This window comes from Bacillus fonticola (assembly GCF_012955605.1).
In the GTDB taxonomy this organism is placed as follows: Bacteria; Bacillota; Bacilli; order Bacillales; family JC228; genus Bacillus_CG; species Bacillus_CG fonticola.
On sequence record NZ_CP052135.1, the window covers coordinates 2305174 to 2322124 of the forward strand.

16 protein-coding genes are annotated in these 16951 nt (G+C 43.2%); 4 read left to right on the forward strand and 12 right to left on the reverse strand.

Annotated elements, in window-relative coordinates:
* Positions 1-274 precede the first annotated feature (274 nt).
* Positions 275-748, reverse strand: coding sequence for a DUF441 domain-containing protein (locus HHK01_RS11385; RefSeq protein ID WP_170007910.1), 474 nt, complete (start codon positions 746-748; stop codon positions 275-277).
* 104 nt (positions 749-852) lie between these two features.
* On the opposite strand from HHK01_RS11385, the gene ytvI reads away from it, so the two are divergent.
* Entirely contained in the window at positions 853-1995 is a 1143-nt protein-coding gene (ytvI, locus tag HHK01_RS11390; protein ID WP_170007911.1) for a sporulation integral membrane protein YtvI, read from the forward strand.
* Between the two features lie 44 nt (positions 1996-2039).
* Here ytvI and HHK01_RS11395 read toward each other — a convergent pair whose 3' ends face one another.
* The 8 genes from HHK01_RS11395 to HHK01_RS11430 all read right to left on the reverse strand — a co-directional run bounded on the left by HHK01_RS11395 (position 2040) and on the right by HHK01_RS11430 (position 12816).
* Entirely contained in the window at positions 2040-2426 is a 387-nt protein-coding gene (locus tag HHK01_RS11395) for an FxsA family protein (RefSeq protein WP_170007912.1), read from the reverse strand.
* A gap of 134 nt (positions 2427-2560) precedes the next feature.
* Positions 2561-4321 carry a pyruvate kinase gene (gene pyk / locus HHK01_RS11400; RefSeq protein ID WP_170007913.1) on the reverse strand — a complete coding sequence of 587 codons (1761 nt, stop codon included), beginning with the start codon at positions 4319-4321 and terminating at the stop codon, positions 2561-2563.
* 18 nt (positions 4322-4339) lie between these two features.
* On the reverse strand, positions 4340-5299 hold the full coding sequence (gene pfkA / locus HHK01_RS11405; RefSeq protein ID WP_170007914.1) for a 6-phosphofructokinase: 960 nt from the start codon (positions 5297-5299) through the stop codon (positions 4340-4342).
* A gap of 228 nt (positions 5300-5527) precedes the next feature.
* Positions 5528-6514: an acetyl-CoA carboxylase carboxyl transferase subunit alpha gene (accA, locus tag HHK01_RS11410; protein WP_170007915.1), complete on the reverse strand. Its 987-nt coding sequence runs from the start codon at positions 6512-6514 to the stop codon at positions 5528-5530.
* Entirely contained in the window at positions 6499-7383 is an 885-nt protein-coding gene (gene accD, locus HHK01_RS11415; protein WP_170007916.1) for an acetyl-CoA carboxylase, carboxyltransferase subunit beta, read from the reverse strand. Before accD ends, accA begins: the two co-directional genes overlap by 16 nt.
* Positions 7384-7550: 167 nt before the next feature.
* The gene (locus HHK01_RS11420) at positions 7551-8039 is read right to left on the reverse strand and encodes a FadR/GntR family transcriptional regulator (protein ID WP_228027555.1); all 489 of its coding nucleotides are present in this window, start codon (positions 8037-8039) and stop codon (positions 7551-7553) included.
* A gap of 6 nt (positions 8040-8045) precedes the next feature.
* Positions 8046-9284 (reverse strand): NADP-dependent malic enzyme, encoded by a 1239-nt coding sequence (locus tag HHK01_RS11425; RefSeq protein WP_170007918.1) that lies wholly within the window; start codon positions 9282-9284, stop codon positions 8046-8048.
* A gap of 220 nt (positions 9285-9504) precedes the next feature.
* Positions 9505-12816 carry a DNA polymerase III subunit alpha gene (locus HHK01_RS11430; RefSeq protein ID WP_170007919.1) on the reverse strand — a complete coding sequence of 1104 codons (3312 nt, stop codon included), beginning with the start codon at positions 12814-12816 and terminating at the stop codon, positions 9505-9507.
* A 100-nt stretch (positions 12817-12916) separates the two neighbouring features.
* Between HHK01_RS11430 and HHK01_RS11435 the strand changes: the two genes are divergently transcribed.
* Both HHK01_RS11435 and ytrI read left to right on the forward strand, forming a co-directional pair.
* Positions 12917-13249, forward strand: a complete 333-nt coding sequence (locus HHK01_RS11435) for a sporulation membrane protein YtrH (protein ID WP_170008766.1) — start codon at positions 12917-12919, stop codon at positions 13247-13249.
* The gene (ytrI, locus tag HHK01_RS11440; protein ID WP_170007920.1) at positions 13246-13752 is read left to right on the forward strand and encodes a sporulation membrane protein YtrI; all 507 of its coding nucleotides are present in this window, start codon (positions 13246-13248) and stop codon (positions 13750-13752) included. The genes HHK01_RS11435 and ytrI overlap by 4 nt, the downstream gene beginning before the upstream one ends.
* A gap of 1 nt (position 13753) precedes the next feature.
* Here ytrI and HHK01_RS11445 read toward each other — a convergent pair whose 3' ends face one another.
* Entirely contained in the window at positions 13754-14704 is a 951-nt protein-coding gene (locus HHK01_RS11445) for a DHH family phosphoesterase (protein ID WP_170007921.1), read from the reverse strand.
* 121 nt (positions 14705-14825) lie between these two features.
* Between HHK01_RS11445 and HHK01_RS11450 the strand changes: the two genes are divergently transcribed.
* Positions 14826-15131, forward strand: a complete 306-nt coding sequence (locus tag HHK01_RS11450) for a YtpI family protein (RefSeq protein ID WP_170007922.1) — start codon at positions 14826-14828, stop codon at positions 15129-15131.
* Positions 15132-15192: 61 nt separating this feature from the next.
* Here the strand turns inward: HHK01_RS11450 and HHK01_RS11455 are convergent, their stop codons facing one another.
* Positions 15193-16497 (reverse strand): DRTGG domain-containing protein, encoded by a 1305-nt coding sequence (locus HHK01_RS11455; RefSeq protein ID WP_170007923.1) that lies wholly within the window; start codon positions 16495-16497, stop codon positions 15193-15195.
* Positions 16498-16647: 150 nt separating this feature from the next.
* Positions 16648-16890: a hypothetical protein gene (locus tag HHK01_RS11460; protein WP_170005849.1), complete on the reverse strand. Its 243-nt coding sequence runs from the start codon at positions 16888-16890 to the stop codon at positions 16648-16650.
* Positions 16891-16951 lie beyond the last annotated feature (61 nt).

Consider the following 16951-nt stretch of genomic DNA (forward strand, 5'->3'; position numbering starts at 1 on the left):
GCTTTCATTTTCTTTGAAAACGTTTTAGAGGGAGTCTTGTATCTTTTACCACCCTCTATTATAAACAATGTTCAGAGTCTTGTGAACAGGTGTGGAAAATTCCATTTCACCAAGTTCTCCTGACTTATTTCAATTAAGTGAGAACGTATACCTTCTATGTTTACGACGTAGTTTTTATAGTTTAGATGTAGGCGAATGATTTAAAAGATTGTTTCAACATTAGTGGTTTTAGGGCGAAAATTCTCTCTCTTTTTCATTTGCATGCAACAGCCACTTAACTCAAAAAACTTTTCAATTGATCAACCCACTGGATCAAAAAATAAGCAATTCCTGCTCCTATTAAAGGCCCGACAGCCACCCCTTGAAAGAATCCTACCGCTAAAATAGTCCCGAGCACTAATGCTGTCGTAATCTCTGGTTCTGATGCTAACAAAGATAAGCCATTTTTTGCGATAAGAGCAACTCCTGCTCCCGCAATAAGCGCAACCCAGCTTTCAAGCGAAAGAAACGTCTGCCAAAGTTCCTGGAAACCGATTCTTCCTGTCGCAATTGGTGCCAAAACGGCTACTGTAATGATCGTGACTCCCCAATTAATTCCTGAAGCTTCAATAGTTTGAAACCACTTCGTTCCAGTTACTTGCACGATAACGAGCAACAATAAAAAACCTGTTGCTACCATTAACGAGCTATTTTTCGCGAAAAATCCTAACAAGAACAGCAATCCTAAAAATAATATAGGTTGAATCAAATTGTGTCCCGCCCTTCTACTTTCTCATTGGAAAATCCTTCTTTTATTCCATGAAAAACCTCGTTACAATGAGGACAAACCTATGGGGAGGAGTCTGTATTATTGTGAATTCGATTTTCCTTCATCGCTTCTTGCGCGCTTTATTAGTTGTAGCGATTATCGTTGTGACATGTGTCGCGTTTGTATGGTTAGCTCAAATTACATACCCGTTTCTTATTGCTATCGTGCTTGCATTTCTTTTTAATCCAATCGTACAGATTTTAGAAAAACGTTTTTCGATGCCTAGATCATTGGCAGTTATTTTAACAATGGTGAGTGCAGTCGCGATTTTAGCGGGACTTATTACTCTTTTCGTAGCGGAGCTCGTGGCAGGTGCTAATTATCTGTCAAAGCATGTGCCTAACCAGGTCAACACATTAGTTGGCTACGCCGAAAATTTCTTCATGTATACAGTGTTGCCGTTTTACAACGAACTTACTGCGATGTTTGAGAGCTTAGATCTAGGACAGCAGGAAACGATTCTCGAAAACATACAAAATGCGGGCACGACGGTTGCGACTTCCGTTGGCAACTTTATAGAAGGTTTCTTCGCCAATATTCCAAGCATTATTGGCTGGTTCCCCAATGCGGCGACGGTCATTGTCTTTTCTCTGCTTGCTACATTTTTTATTAGCAAAGATTGGGACAAGCTGAAAAATAGGTTCACTACGTATATTCCTGCTAAAGCAAAAAATAGTGGAAAAAGCGTCTATGCAGATTTACGTAAAGCATTATTTGGCTTTCTACGGGCACAAGCAACGCTCATCTCCTTAACTGCCATCACTATTTTAATAGGCTTACTCATTTTGCGCGTCGAATATGCGGTAACCATCGCCCTTGTCATGGGGCTAGTAGACATCGTGCCGTACTTGGGGACAGGTGTCATTTTTATTCCATGGATCGCTTATGAATTTTTAGCAGGGGAATCGAGCCTTGCTGTAGGTCTCACGGTTCTATTTGTTGTAACCATTGTGCAACGTCAAGTACTTGAGCCTAAGATTTTATCGTCTAGTATCGGACTTGATCCGCTCGCTACACTTGTCGCACTTTTTATCGGATTTCAGCTTTTTGGTTTTCTCGGGCTGATCGTGGGACCGGTTGTACTTGTTTTATTCAACACATTCGAAAGAGTCGGCGTGTTTGGCGATGTCTTCCAATACATTTGGTGGGGATCTGAACCACCGAGGCCAACAGAGAAAGGTAGCTAGTACCAAAGAAAAAATGCGTTGAGACTTTGCTCTAACGCATTTTTTCATTTCATGATAATAATATTCCCTTTATCCATCCACCGCTTAATCATACGACGTAGCATCTTTTTTATACTTATGCGCGATGGGGGAAGGAGAAGCAGAAAGCCTGTTAAATCAGTCACAAATCCGGGTGTTAATAAGAGCAATCCCCCCGCAAGAATGCATACCCCATCTAAAATCGCTTCATTAGGCATTCCGCCGTAGGCAACCTCTTCGCGAAGTTGTTGTAACATTTTAAATCCTTGTTGTTTAGCTAGATAAGCACCTGCCACACCCGTTGCAATAATAAGTAAAATCGTCGGTAGCACACCAATTGTGTTACCAGCAAGAAGCAAAAGACCTATTTCTATTGCAGGAATAACGATTAAAAACGGGACCAAAACTCGCATGTACGGCACTCCTTTCGTCCCTCTTGATAGCAAGTATATGCAACACAGATGGGGAACACAACTAAGATAAACTAGTTATGGTTGAAGGCAGACAAAACAGCGCTTCTGTGGAGTACAGAAACGCTGTTTAACATTTATAAGATACTAGCTTGTCCGTTGTAAACAACCCCACGTGAGGAATCTACGGTAACATCTTGTCCGTCTTTAAATAAAGCTGTTGCTCCTTCTACACCGACAATCACCGGGACTCCTAGGCTGAGACCGACTACCGCTGCATGGGATGTTAAACCGCCTTCTTCTGTGATGATTGCAGCGCATTTCTCTAATGAAGCGATCATATCTTTTTCTGTTCCAATCGTCACAAGCACATCACCTGACTGGACTTTTTCATTAGCATCTTTAGAGCTTTTGGCTACTACTATATTGCCGTATGCCGTTTTGCGTCCAATTCCTTGCCCCTTTGCAATGATGTCACCAATAATGTGGATTTTCATCAAGTTTGTCGTTCCTTGTTCACCCACAGGTACACCTGCAGTAATAACGACGAGATCTCCATGTGCAACGATACTTGACGCTAAGCTTTCTTGTACTGCTAAGGCAAGCATTTCGTCCGTTGTTGATGCTTTTTGCCCAATTTGAGGATACACTCCCGATACCAATTGTAAGCGTCGAGACACGCCAGCGTCGCTTGTTACAGCTACTATCGGTGCTTTCGGGCGGTATTTTGCGATAACACGAGCTGTATGCCCGCTTTCTGTTGGAGTAATGATGGCGCTCACGTCAAGGTTATACGCTGTATGCACGACAGACTGACCAATAGCATCCGTAATATTGTGGTCGATCGCTTTACTTCTATCATTTAATATATCACGATGATCTAGGGCAGACTCTGCACGTGTTGCAATGGCACTCATCGTTTGCACAGCTTCCACTGGGTACGATCCGGCTGCAGTCTCACCAGAGAGCATGATCGCATCTGATCCGTCAAAAATTGCGTTCGCTACATCCGATGCCTCAGCGCGCGTTGGACGAGGGTTGCGTTGCATACTATCCAACATTTGTGTAGCTGTAATAACAGGTTTCCCATGTTCATTGCACTTGCGAATAAGTTCTTTTTGTACAAGAGGAACCTCTTCAGCAGGAATTTCTACACCGAGGTCACCACGAGCTACCATTAAGCCATCAGACACTTCCAAAATTTCATCAATATTATCCACACCTTCTTGATTTTCGATCTTCGGGATGATATGGATGTGTGCTGCGTTATTTTCTTCAAGCAATTGGCGAATTTCCAACACATCAGAGGCACGACGAACGAAAGAAGCCGCAATAAAATCGACATCTTGCTCAATTCCGAAACGGATATCGTTTGCATCTTTTTCCGTAATGCCAGGAAGTTTGACAGAAACACCCGGCACATTAACGCCTTTTTTGTTTTTCAAGACACCACTATTTAGGATCTTTGTACGAAGTAACCCATGATCTCTATCGATGGAAAGTACTTCGAGACCAATTAAACCATCGTCAAGGAGAATTTGCTTACCTACCTCAATGTCATGAAGCAAACCTTCGTATGTAATGGAGAATCGTTCTTTGTTTCCTACTACTTCTTTCATGGAAACAGCAATCTCATCACCCGCAACCAAATCAATCGCATCATTTTCCATTGTATGAGTACGTATCTCTGGCCCTTTCGTATCAAGCAAAATAGCTATTTGCTTCTGGCAAGCGTAGGCTGCTTCACGAATATTTCGTATACGTGCACCGTGTTCTTCAAAGTCTCCGTGTGAGAAATTTAGTCTCGATACATTCATACCTGCTTCTAATAACTTTGTTAATGTTTCGACCGACTCACTTGCCGGGCCAATCGTACAAACAATTTTTGTTTTACGCATGGCGTTTTTCCCCCTTTATTAAATCGAGAGCTCTTTCGATAATTGATACATCGATCTGTCAATTTGATGCTGATGTGATAAAGCTTCGATAATGTCATAGTCCACTAACGCATTTTTTTCAATGCCGACTGCACGTCCACCTTTTCCAGCCAATAATAACTCAACAGCTCGTGCCCCCAGTCGACTTGCGAGAACACGGTCAGAAGCTGTCGGAGAGCCGCCACGTTGGATGTGACCAAGCACTGAAACGCGTGTTTCTAAGTTACATTCATCTTTCAATTGCTTAGCAAATTCGGATCCTGTTGTCACGCCTTCAGCTACAATGATGATGCTATGTTTTTTGCCCCGCTCTGTTCCTCGATTTAGACGTTGTACAACATCTGCCAATTCGTCTTTTTCTTCTGGAATAAGGATCGATTCTGCTCCGCCAGCTAAACCAGACCATAATGCAATATCACCAGCATTACGCCCCATTACCTCAATAATAAAAGCTCGATCATGACTCGTTGCGGTATCACGTATTTTATCAATTGCATCAATAACCGTGTTTAAAGCCGTATCAAAACCGATCGTAAACTCTGTCCCAGGGATATCATTATCAATGGTTCCCGGTACACCCACACAGGGATACCCGTGACGCGTTAACGCTTCTGCACCTCGATAGGAACCGTCACCACCAATCACGACGAGCCCTTCAATGCCATGTTTATTTAGCTGCTCAATGCCTTTTTTCTGACCCTCAGTTGTTTTAAACTCTTCACAACGGGCTGAGTAGAGGAAAGTGCCTCCCCGATGAATAATATCACCTACAGAGCCTAGTTCAAGTTTTTGTATATTTCCTTCAATTAATCCCTGATAACCTTGATAAATTCCATATACTTCGGTTCCGTGAAAAATTGCTTTTCGCACGACGGCTCGGACCGCTGCGTTCATACCTGGTGAATCACCGCCACTCGTTAACACACCGATTCGTTTCATTTATTTGTCACCTCTTCACTTTTTCTCACAACTTATCTTTAATGTAGTATGGACTTAGAGTAACATTACCATAACACGGTGGAAAGACAGTCTCAATACGGGAGCGTTGCAAAGAAAAAAGACGAAATTCTTCGGTTATTGAAAGCGATTGCCTCGTCTGTTTACTCCGAAAATAGTAGTAGAACAGTAAAAAAGTGAGAGCACTGGCCTCTCACTCTGTTTTTACTGTTATGATCTGATGCTCTGTAATTGTTTATTCTCTTCCTCTTCGTATACACCAATTCTTTTGAATTTCTCGTACCGATGTGCAACAAGCTCTTTTCCTGTTAATGGAGTGAGCTCTTGAAGTGAACTTTTCAGCACAGCTCGAACAGCCTCCGCTTGGCGATCGACGTCGTGGTGTGCACCACCACGCACTTCCTCTATGACTTCATCTATAATGCCTAATTCTTTTAGATCTGGAGCGGTGATTTTCATCGAAGTCGCAGCCTGTTTCGCTTGTGAGGCATCTTTCCATAATATAGCAGCTGCTCCTTCGGGTGAAATAACCGAGTAGGTAGAATTTTCCAACATATGGATATAGTTCCCGACTCCAAGCGCTAGGGCTCCACCACTTCCACCTTCCCCAATCACTACGCAAACAATTGGTACTCGGAACCCAGACATTTCGTATATATTGCGAGCAATTGCCTCACTTTGTCCGCGTTCCTCAGCAGCTTTCCCGGGATAGGCGCCCTTCGTGTCGATGAAGCAAAGGATCGGTCTGTGAAATTTCTCTGCTTGTTTCATCAACCGGAGCGCTTTCCGGAACCCTTCAGGATGAGGCATCGCAAAATTTCTGCGAATGTTCTCTTTCGTGTCTTTCCCGCGTTGATGTCCAACCACAGTTACCGGCAACCCTTCGAAATGGGCGACACCACCAACGATCGCCTCATCATCTCGAAATCCCCTGTCCCCATGTAGCTCTATAAAATCCGGGAACAATCGGTCAATATAATCTAACGTTGTCGGACGATTTGGGTGTCTAGCAATGAGAACACGATCCCACGGTTGCAAATTGCTATAGATTTCTTGCTCCAAATTAGCAAGACGTGACTCTAATGTCGTAATTTCTGAAGATAAGTCCACGTTTTTTTCGGTTGTAAACGTTTTTAATTCAGCGATCTTCTTTCGCAACTCGACAATTGGTTTCTCAAATTCTAATTCTGCAACCACTCAACATGTCTCTCCTCTCGGTGAAGCGCAAAGAGGACTGCTAGACGCTCATGTAAATCATTTCGGTGAACGACATCGTCCAATTGGCCATGTTTCAGTAAAAACTCAGAGGTTTGAAAGTCCTGGGGTAACTCTTCTCTTACAGTTTGTTCAATTACACGTCGACCCGCAAACCCAATTAGAGCCCTTGGTTCCGCGAAATTATAGTCTCCTAAAGAGGCAAAGCTTGCGGAGACCCCTCCTGTTGTCGGATGGGTCATCACAACAATACTCAATAGACCTTGTTCGCTATGCGCCTTCAGAGCGGCACTCGTCTTTGCCATTTGCATCAGACTGAGCGCTCCTTCTTGCATACGGGCTCCACCTGAAGCTGTAAAGATTACGAATGGAACTCCTCGTTTCGTTGCATATTCAATGGCCCGTGTAATTTTTTCTCCTACAACAGAGCCCATACTTGCCATTCGAAAAGATGAATCCATAATGGCTAACGCAAATGGATGATCATCAAGAGTAGCTGAACCTGTTAGTACTGCTTCTTTCATATTCGTTTTCTTTTGATCTTTTGCAATTTTTTCTTCATAACCTGTGAAATGTAATGGATTCAAGGTTGACATCGATTCATCAAGTTCCTGAAACGATCCTTCATCAACCAAACTGTGAAGGCGCTCAAATGCTGTCATCGGATGATGGTGCTCACAGTGAAGGCAAACTTTATTGTTTTTTATAAGTTCTTTCGTAAATAAGATCTTTTTGCAAGCCGGACACTTTGTCATAATACCTTCGGGAACATCTTGCTTTGCTGCTTCTGAAGGGATGGTTGCATATTTCCGTTTTTTCGGCTTTTGCTTCGTAAAAATATCTTTTAACATCGCTGGGCCTCCCTTGTCCAAGGTTACAGACGATCTCTCATCAGGCTGTTTTGGAAAGCCTGCATTCTCGATGAGTGAGACTATCGCTAAGTTCATTTTGTTTCTTAAATCTCTTCGTTACAAGCAAGAACTTTCCTGCTTGTAATTGCCCAAAATAGTATTTTTCACTATTTATGATTCGCTTTTTTCGCAGCGGTTTCGTATTCAGCAAGTAGCTTCCAAATTCGATAGAGTAATCGATTGTCTACTGATTGCATCTTTTTATCCATTTTGTCAAGCTCATCATCTGATGTAATCATGTGTGGTGTCGAAATTGGATCATAAGTATGTTGGGCACTTTCTAATAGACACTTCACTTCAGACACTTCCTGCCGGGTCGTAGGGTTTCGCAGCAGAAATGCAGCTAGCAACTCAACGAGACGATGCTTTGTAGGATCACTTAAAAACGTTCCTTCTCCACGCTTTGTTTCGATCACACCGAGCAATTCGAGCGCTCGCAACGCTTCACGTACAGAAGACCGACCTACTTGTAGGCGGTCGGTCAGCACACGTTCTGAAGGAAGTCTATCCCCTGGCTGTAATTCTAGCTCTTGAACCATGTGTTGCAAATGCTCTACAATATCGAGAAACATTTTTTTCTTTTCTTCTTGGTTCACTCGCATCTACTCTTCTGTTTCAATGATAGACAACTCACTAGTTCGCTGTCTAACTTCCTCCGGGTCTACTTTGATCCTCGCTACACCCGTTTCCATAGCGGCTTGCGCAACCGCACTCGCAACAGCTGGTGCTACTCGACGATCAAATGGTCCAGGAATTACGTAATCACTGTGTAATTCATCGTCTGTTATCAATTCTGCAATAGCTTGTACCGCAGCAATTTTCATTTTCTCATTTATATGGGTCGCACGGACGTCCAATGCACCACGAAAAATGCCCGGGAAGGCAAGCACATTATTCACTTGGTTCGGAAAATCAGAACGACCTGTACCAACTACCTTAGCTCCAGCATTTTTAGCTTCTTCAGGCATGATTTCAGGGACTGGATTGGCCATCGCAAAAATAATGGCATCATCGTTCATAGATGCTACCATTTCTTTTGTTAAGGCACCCGCAACACTTACCCCAATAAAAACATCTGCACCAGTTAAAACGTCTTGCAAGGAGCCCTCTAATTTCTCACGATTCGTATAGGCGGCTACTTGCGCCTTGATGTCATTCATTCCATAAGGGCGACCTTCGTAGATGGCACCTTTGGAATCACACATGACAATATCTCTTACACCAAAATGATGAAGCAACTTAATAATCGCAATACCAGCCGCACCTGCCCCGTTGGCAACTACTTTAATTCCCGACATCTTCTTCCCTACTAACTTCAATGCATTCACTAAGCCAGCAGCTGTTACAATGGCTGTTCCATGTTGATCATCGTGAAAAATAGGAATGTTCGTTTCTTTTTTCAACCGTTCCTCGATTGCAAAACAGTTTGGTGCAGCAATGTCTTCTAAGTTTACGCCTCCGAATGTTGGTTCTAAACGTTTTACCGTTTCAACAATTTCATCTACGTCAGTTGTATTTAAGCAGATAGGAAAGGCATCTACCCCTGCAAAACTTTTAAAGAGAACCGCTTTTCCCTCCATTACAGGCAATGCTGCTTCAGGTCCTATGTTTCCAAGACCCAATACCGCGGTTCCGTCTGACACGACGGCTACCATGTTCCCCTTCATTGTGTATTCATATACAGCTTCAGGCTTTTCGTGGATGACCTTACACGGCTCAGCGACTCCCGGAGAGTACGCTAATGACAAATCTTTTGCATTCCGAACTGGGATTTTTGACTTTGATTCAAGTTTTCCGCGGTGCGCACGGTGCATATGTAGAGCTTCTTCTCGTAACGTCACTTCAACTTCAACTCCTTCAATGAATTCGTTCCCTGAGCGTATTATTGATAGTGCAACATTCATATTTAGTACAATGGATTATTCGAACTAATTAGGTTGTAGTGGACGGATGAACATACTAATTTCAAGTACCTTTTACCGCTCGTTAGTCAAGGGAGTGGTCTGACCACATCTTCTTACCAAGATTAAACGAAAATGATTGCTCTGTAAAGGAAAGAATCTATCTACAGTCTCTCCCCTGTTTCACTTGCTGTACGACGTAATTCTCTTCTCCAACCACAAGGCTAACATCTTCTTCTAATGATGAAGACGGGGTTACGTAAAAGTCTTTTGACAAACGAACTGTCCGCTTGTCTTTCTCATACACAAGTATGACGGGTACAACGCCAACATGCCGTCTGAGCACATTTTGTAATGTTCGATATCCTTTTGTATCTTCTACTAATCGGGGAATACGAATGTACACCTGCTGCAAAAATTCCTCTTGACTGTATACTTCCTTTGCAATCCATTGAATCTCGCCGTTTCGCTCCTCTGTTTGCCCGACAATAAGAAGAGGTGTTTGCTCAACTAATTTTTCTTTAACGAGTCGGTATGTCGTCGGAAACACGACAACATCTACTTCAGCGAGGTCATCTACTAGCGTAACAAATGCCATCGTTTCGCCTTTTTTTGTACGGATGGTTTTAATAGTTTGTACCCATCCTCCAAGTCTCCCTCTTTTTTTAGCGGAAGAGGCATCAGCTGGCAAAAGACACCCCCGTTGCTTTAAGTACGGTGCGAAGGTCTCAAACGGATGTGCAGAGACATACAACCCAAGCACTTCCTTCTCCCTTGCCAACTTCTGATCGGGAGAAAAATCATCCACACGCTGATACTTTGGCTTTAAGTAGGCAGCTTCGTCTCCGTATAAATTCAACTCTCCTTCTTCTGCTTTTACTAGCTGTGCATATTCAATTGCTGGGATGATAGCGTGCCATAATTCCCCTCGGTGCTCTCCCCACTCATCGAATGCTCCAGCAAATACTAAATGCTCTAACACCCCCTTGTTCACAGACTTCGTATCAGTGAACAATACGAAGTCAAACAAATCCTTTATGTCGTGCTGCTTCCGTGCATTAATAATTGATTTAACAGCTTCTTTACCGACACCTCTTATAGAAAGCAAAGGGAGGTGCATCGTATTCCCCTCTACTATAAATGAATATCCGCTTTTAGAGATAGAAGGCCCTTTCACTTGTACACCCAACTGTTTTGCCTCACGCAATGCTTCATTTCGCTTTTCTATATTCCCGGAAACAGAGGTAATGTACGCAGCCATAAAAGCAGTTGGGTAATGCGTTTTTATATAAGCAAGCTCGTAAGCGATGCGAGAGTAGGCAACAGCATGGCCTTTCGGAAAGCCGTAATCACTAAATCGTACAATGTAGTCATAAATTTTTTCTGCTGTTGCCGCCTCATGACCTTTGGAGATAGCTCCGCCGACAAACCACCTACGTTGTTCTTCTAATATGTTCTTTTTCTTTTTACTAACTGCTCTTCGTAATAGATCTGCTTCACCGAGTGAAAACCCAGCAAACGCAGAAGCAATTTGCATAATTTGTTCTTGGTATACGAGAATCCCATAAGTAGGCTCTAAAATAGCTTGTACATCTTTATGCCAATAGGAAACGTTTTCTTTTCCATGCTTTCTCGCAACATACTGTGGAATTTGTTCCATAGGGCCAGGGCGATATAAAGCATTAACAGCAACCAAATCTTCAAATCGGGACGGCTGTAACTTTCTAAGAACATTTTGCATCCCATTTGACTCAAATTGAAAGATCCCCATTGTCTTTCCTTCCGCGAGCATCTTAAGAGTCCCCGCATCATGAGGATCAATTGCTTCGATAGCAAGCTTTGTACCCGTTTGTTTATAGACGTTATTAAGTGCGTCCTTTAATAAAGTGAGGTTGCGCAAACCGAGAAAGTCCATTTTTAAAAGCCCTAGTTTCTCTAAATCTCCCATAGGAAGCTGTGTGACGTATAAACCATCACTCCCCATTTGGATAGGGACAAGCTCTGTTAATGGGCGAGATGTTAGGACAACACCAGCCGCATGAACGGACGCATGTCGAGGAAGTCCTTCAATCGTCAAAGCTGTTTGAAATAAAAGCTGATGAACGGTTGACTCTTCTAACCAAGCTGCTGTTTCTTTCCTCATCTTTACTTCCGCTAGCGTAATTCCAAGCTTAGAAGGAACTAAACGAGAGAGTCGATCCTGCTCATTTGTTGAAAGATTGAAGACACGCGCGCAATCACGTAATGCGGCTTTTGGTTGAAACGTACCGAACGTTGCAATTTGAGCAACATGAAGTGCACCGTACTTTTGCTGGACATACTTTAACACCTCGTCACGACGTGTATCCTCAAAATCTATGTCAATATCAGGCATCGAAATACGCTCTGGGTTTAAAAACCGCTCGAATAATAGATCATATTCAAGCGGATCTACGGTCGTAATTTGAAGTGCGAAGCTAACGAGAGATCCAGCAGCAGACCCCCGTCCAGGTCCCGTTCGTATTCCTTTTTCTCGAGCGTATTTCATAAAATCCCACACGATAAGGAAATAGTCACTAAAACCCATCTTCTTAATAATGTCTAGCTCATGATTGAGTCTATCCCAATAAACTTTTGTAGGATTTAAAATGAGCCGTTTAAGACCCTCTTCTGCTAACTCTTGCAGCATCTCAGCCGCTGACTTACCCGTGGGCACGGGGTATGTCGGTAAATGGCGCTCTGATAAAGATAACGTGACTTGGCACTCCTCTACGAAACGAACCGTCTCCTTCAGCAAACCTGGGGAATGATTGAACTGCTCGACCACGTCGTCGCTCTTTGGAAACGCGAACTTACCATCAGGTTGTCTAAGAGAATCAGCATCCACTTCTTGAAGAGTTTTCCCGTTTTTTAACAATGAAAGAACCTCGTAGGAGAACCGATCGTCTGGTTGAGCGTAATGAATTTGAGGAAACGCCACTTTTGGGAGTCTAGCAAACAATGGATTTGCGTCTGTAGCAGACATTGGCTTCCCTGATACACCTCCCCATATAGGAGTGCCGTCCAATACTTTCAAAAAGGATTCGACCTGCCTTTGTCCGTCTTCTGTCTGCAAGTGCGCTTCTGAAAGTACAATTCGAATTCCTTCTGCGTATCCCTTCGCCCAAGAAAGCGGGAGTAGTTTCTCCTCTCTCGTCTGCACAACACTAGCTATTTTCATAAGATTTGTGAGCCCTACATTCGTTTCAGCATAGAACACTGCTTCAAAAGGAGCGCTTTCTACTTCCACCGATACAGTCACCCCAATAATCGGCTGAACACCTTCCTCTTGACAAGCTTCATAAAACGGTACCATCCCTGAAAGTACGTTTCGATCTGTAAGGGCCACTGCTGGATATCCTTGTTCTTTCGCTAATTTGACGATTTGTTGTGCTGTTAGTGTTGACTCTAAAAAACTAAAGCCACTAAACGTATGTAACGGTACAAAACTCACTAGAATCACTCCTTTCACAACATAATCAACAACGGTTGTCCATATGTATTAGAGACAGCGCTGAAACCGAGCGCTTAAGAGAATATAAGGGATGATGAAAATGAATGAAGCATTTTTTCCAACATTTTTCAATGCTTACTTTATCGCACTCGGGGTTATGATCGGAGGCAGTATTATCGGAAGCTTAGGTGCATTTCTCATGAACAAGCCTCCCTTAACAGAAATGTATCTATTGTCAAATAGCCTGCGAATTTGGGCTATTATTGCAGCTATTGGTGGAACGTTTGATACCGTCTATCGCTTAGAAGGTGGCCTACTAAACGGTGAAACGAAAGACTTGTTCAAACAATTTTTGCTTATTTTGTCTGCGTTCGGCGGTGCACAAACAGGCTCTCTTCTTATTGCATGGCTTACTCAGGAGCCCACCTCATGAGGATCCCTCCCTATTACCGGAATCCGAACTGGCAAAGGTTATTTGCAGGGATGGCATTAGGTGCGTTCCTAAGTTGGATGATCTTTCTCTTTATTTACGGGGTGACGCAAGAAAAACAGGCTACACTCATTCAGCGACAAGAGAACGATATTGCCGACCTCAAAAGAGATAAACTGGTATGGCAAGAACGTTTTCAAGAATTAAACAATGAACAACAAAAGCAATTGACAGTACAAGAAATTCGAGTACGTATTCGAGATAACCCGCGCTTAGAACTAGCTGAACTCTCCTTATATGAGATACAGGAAAAAGTAAAAGACGATTTGAGCGTATTGCTCTCGAAAGACCTTGAGACTGTTTCTGAAATGCGCGATCTCATTAAGCGTACAATCGAGAACCAACTGCACCGGGTAGAGGAAAAACAGTACAAATTAACTTTGCATGAAACAGTCGTATACACAGAAGTGATTCTCATTTTAGACATTGAATTAGCTTCGAGTTAGCCTACTGTACAGCGTGGGAAGCGGCGACTTTTTCCAGTTCGTCGTATACATCGTCTGCTTCTTCCCACGTATGAATTGAAGCACCCGCTGCAAGAGGATGTCCACCACCCCGATACTTCTTCGCTAATACATTAATGACGGGTCCCTTTGACCGAAAACGTACTCGAATTTGATCTTCCTCTTCGATAAAGAACACCCAACACAAAATCCCTTCAATCGAACCCAACATACTCACAAGCTGTGACGCTTCTTTTGCGTCGACTTCGAACTCCTCCAGAAGTGACATCGGGATACGAACTTGCGCTGCTCCTTCTGCTGAATAAGAAATATGTTGTAGCACGTATCCTTGTAATCTAGCCAGCTTCAAAGGGATTTTGTACATTCCGTCGTACAGCTCTGTGCGAGAGAATGGAAATTGGATGAGTTCACCCGCGAATTGAAAGGTCTTCTCCGTCGTACTCGGATAAAGAAATCTCCCTGTGTCCCCAACGATACCTCCGTATAATAAACGGGCAGCCTCCTCGTTCAGTTTCCATCCTTTTTTTTGTTTTCCATAGTGGTAAAGATCCACAATCATTTCACTAGCCGAACTTGCGGTAGTATCCACCCATAACACATCGCCGTATGGGTCTTCATTAGGGTGATGGTCTATTTTCACTAAACGTGCTCCGCGATCATATCTATTATCACAAACACGTTCCGTATTGGCTGTATCTGTTACGATGACAAGTGCACCCTCATATAACCCGTCTGGTATATGATCCATTTCTCGTAAAAATCGGAGCGTCGAATCTTCCTCCCCTACCGTATAAACACTTTTGTCTGGATAGTTATACGCAATTAATTCTGCTAATCCACCTTGTGACCCATACGCATCAGGGTCTGGTCGCACATGGCGGTGAATGATAATCGTGTCATACGCTTCAATTTCTTGTAAGATCGCTTCTCTCAAAAGAACTCCTCCTTGCCTTGCATGTATTAAGAAGACTTGTTCACATTTTATCCGTTTGCAAATCGTTCAAAACGATTCTACAATGATACTAGCATGAGTTATAAAGGAGTGGAGGCTTTTCATGCCTTTCTTGTCAATACCTATCATTATTACCCTCGTATTTGCGCTTTTTTACTTCGTACGCGCATTCCGAACAAAAGGACCCATGGAGAAAATCTGGACACGTTCCAAAGCACGTATGGCTCTCGGTATTTTCGTAGCCCTTTTTGGCTTGAATACCATTCTTGTGGATCCTATAACGGTAGACTGGATTATTGGTTCTATTTTCGTTATCCTAGGTGGCTTTAGCACCTACTCTGGGTGGAAAATGTATCAACATTTCCTTCCCCTAGCCCGCGAGGAAGTAACGAACATTCCCAAAGCGTAGACAGCCTACATGCTGCTGCGCTTTTTTCTATGCATCGTTTAAGTGGTCAGCTCATGAACGTCTATTGGTCTATAAATTGACAAACGAGAAGCGCCCGTCCGATAGCCTCACCTTCACTAAACACCTCTACGTCCACTTTCCCGAAATTTCTCCCTATATCTAATACGTGTGGGGTGATGGTAAGAAGCTGATCAATTTGTACAGGCTTGAGAAAATAGATCGTCATCGTCTCTACCACGTGGTCTCCACGCTTTAATCCACGAAGTGCTCTGTTCGTTGCTTCTGTAACGATTATCGTGAATACTCCGTAACTTACCGTCCCAATTGCACTAGCCATTTGGGGTGTAACCTCACATGTATACACATCTGTTCCTGCCATTCCCTCCATTCGACTCGTCACGAGATCTTCAATCGTCTCAGCTACTTGTGGTTGCCGTTGAATCATTTGTAGGGCCTTTAGCACGTCTTGACGACTAATAATCCCTTTCAATTGCCCAGCTTCATTCACAACAGGGAGCTGTTCAATTCCCTCCCAAATCATCTTGTGAGCGGCTGTGGCCACACTTGTTTGCAACGTCACCGTGGATGGATGCTTCGACATTATTTTTCCAATTCTTGCAGAGGACTCCTTGCCAATGACGTCTTTTGCCGTTACCATTCCCAATACTTTTTGCGTATTGTCAATGACAGGAAATCGACTATGGCGTGATCTCTCATTCTGTTCATACCAAGAGGCTACCGTGTCTTCAGCCTCTAAATAAACTGTTGAGGAAAGAGGAGTATACATATCCTCTACCATAACAATTTCCTTTTTAATCATTTGGTCATATATGGCCCGATGAATCATTGTTGCAACAGTGAATGAATCGTAGCTAGTAGAAAGAATAGGAAGCTCTAACTCATCGGCAATCACACGAACTCGTTCTTCTGTGTCAAATCCGCCAGTAATTAAGACAGCAGCCCCAGCCTTTAAAGCTGCTTCATGTGCTCGCGTTCGATTACCAACAATGAGTAGATTACCTGCTGTCGTATACTTCATCATGTCCTCGACCTTCATTGCACCAATCACGAACTTTGTAAGTGTTTTATGAAGACCGGCCCGTCCACCCAACACGACACCGTCAGTCACCTTAACAACCTCAGCAAAAGTAAGCCTTTCGAAGTTTTCCTTTTCTTTCTTTTCAATACGTATCGTTCCAATGCGTTCCATCGTGCTCAAATAACCTTGCATTTCTGCCTCTTTTATTGCCCGATACGCAGTACCCTCACTAACTTGGAGTTCTTTTGCTATTCTTCTTACAGATAATTTTTCCCCAACCGGTAACTGTTCGATATAGGTAAGTAGTTGTTCGTGTTTCGTAGCCATCTCATTCACCTTCCGTAGCTCCAGTATACTGAAGCTACGTGTCATACAGCAAACATTGCCAACATCTATTCTCTCATTATAGAACACATGTTCCTTTTGTGCAAATAAAAAAGCAACTCCCCATACGGAAAAGTCGCTCGCTTTTTTTGTTTACCCCCTTGCATACGCTCGCTTTTTCGTCACGACTGTACGTTTGGCTTGTTTCTTTTCACCATCTTTAGCTGTAAATAAAAACGCTGCCAGATTACCCGCAAAAACGATTAAGCAAAAGCTAATCCATAGTAAAGAAAATAATCCTCCGAGTCCCTCAGCCCCCGGAGCCAGCCGTGGTAGGGCAAATACAAACATCGCTATCGTACCTAGTAAACATAGTAAGTACCTCGTGCGCTTCATCGTGAACGTACAACCTCCTCTAATCAGCTTGTCTCTAATTCACTGTATGCGCATACCCTTT

What these genes read in the sequence shown, in the direction of transcription:
- ytrI (WP_170007920.1), top strand. Translation starts at nt 13,246, where the DNA reads ATGAGGATCCCTCCCTATTACCGGAATCCGAACTGGCAAAGGTTATTT.
- pyk (WP_170007913.1), bottom strand. Translation starts at nt 4,321, where the DNA reads ATGCGTAAAACAAAAATTGTTTGTACGATTGGCCCGGCAAGTGAGTCG.
- HHK01_RS11395 (WP_170007912.1), bottom strand. Translation starts at nt 2,426, where the DNA reads ATGCGAGTTTTGGTCCCGTTTTTAATCGTTATTCCTGCAATAGAAATA.
- HHK01_RS11460 (WP_170005849.1), bottom strand. Translation starts at nt 16,890, where the DNA reads ATGAAGCGCACGAGGTACTTACTATGTTTACTAGGTACGATAGCGATG.
- HHK01_RS11435 (WP_170008766.1), top strand. Translation starts at nt 12,917, where the DNA reads ATGAATGAAGCATTTTTTCCAACATTTTTCAATGCTTACTTTATCGCA.
- HHK01_RS11455 (WP_170007923.1), bottom strand. Translation starts at nt 16,497, where the DNA reads ATGGCTACGAAACACGAACAACTACTTACCTATATCGAACAGTTACCG.
- accD (WP_170007916.1), bottom strand. Translation starts at nt 7,383, where the DNA reads ATGTTAAAAGATATTTTTACGAAGCAAAAGCCGAAAAAACGGAAATAT.
- pfkA (WP_170007914.1), bottom strand. Translation starts at nt 5,299, where the DNA reads ATGAAACGAATCGGTGTGTTAACGAGTGGCGGTGATTCACCAGGTATG.
- HHK01_RS11450 (WP_170007922.1), top strand. Translation starts at nt 14,826, where the DNA reads ATGCCTTTCTTGTCAATACCTATCATTATTACCCTCGTATTTGCGCTT.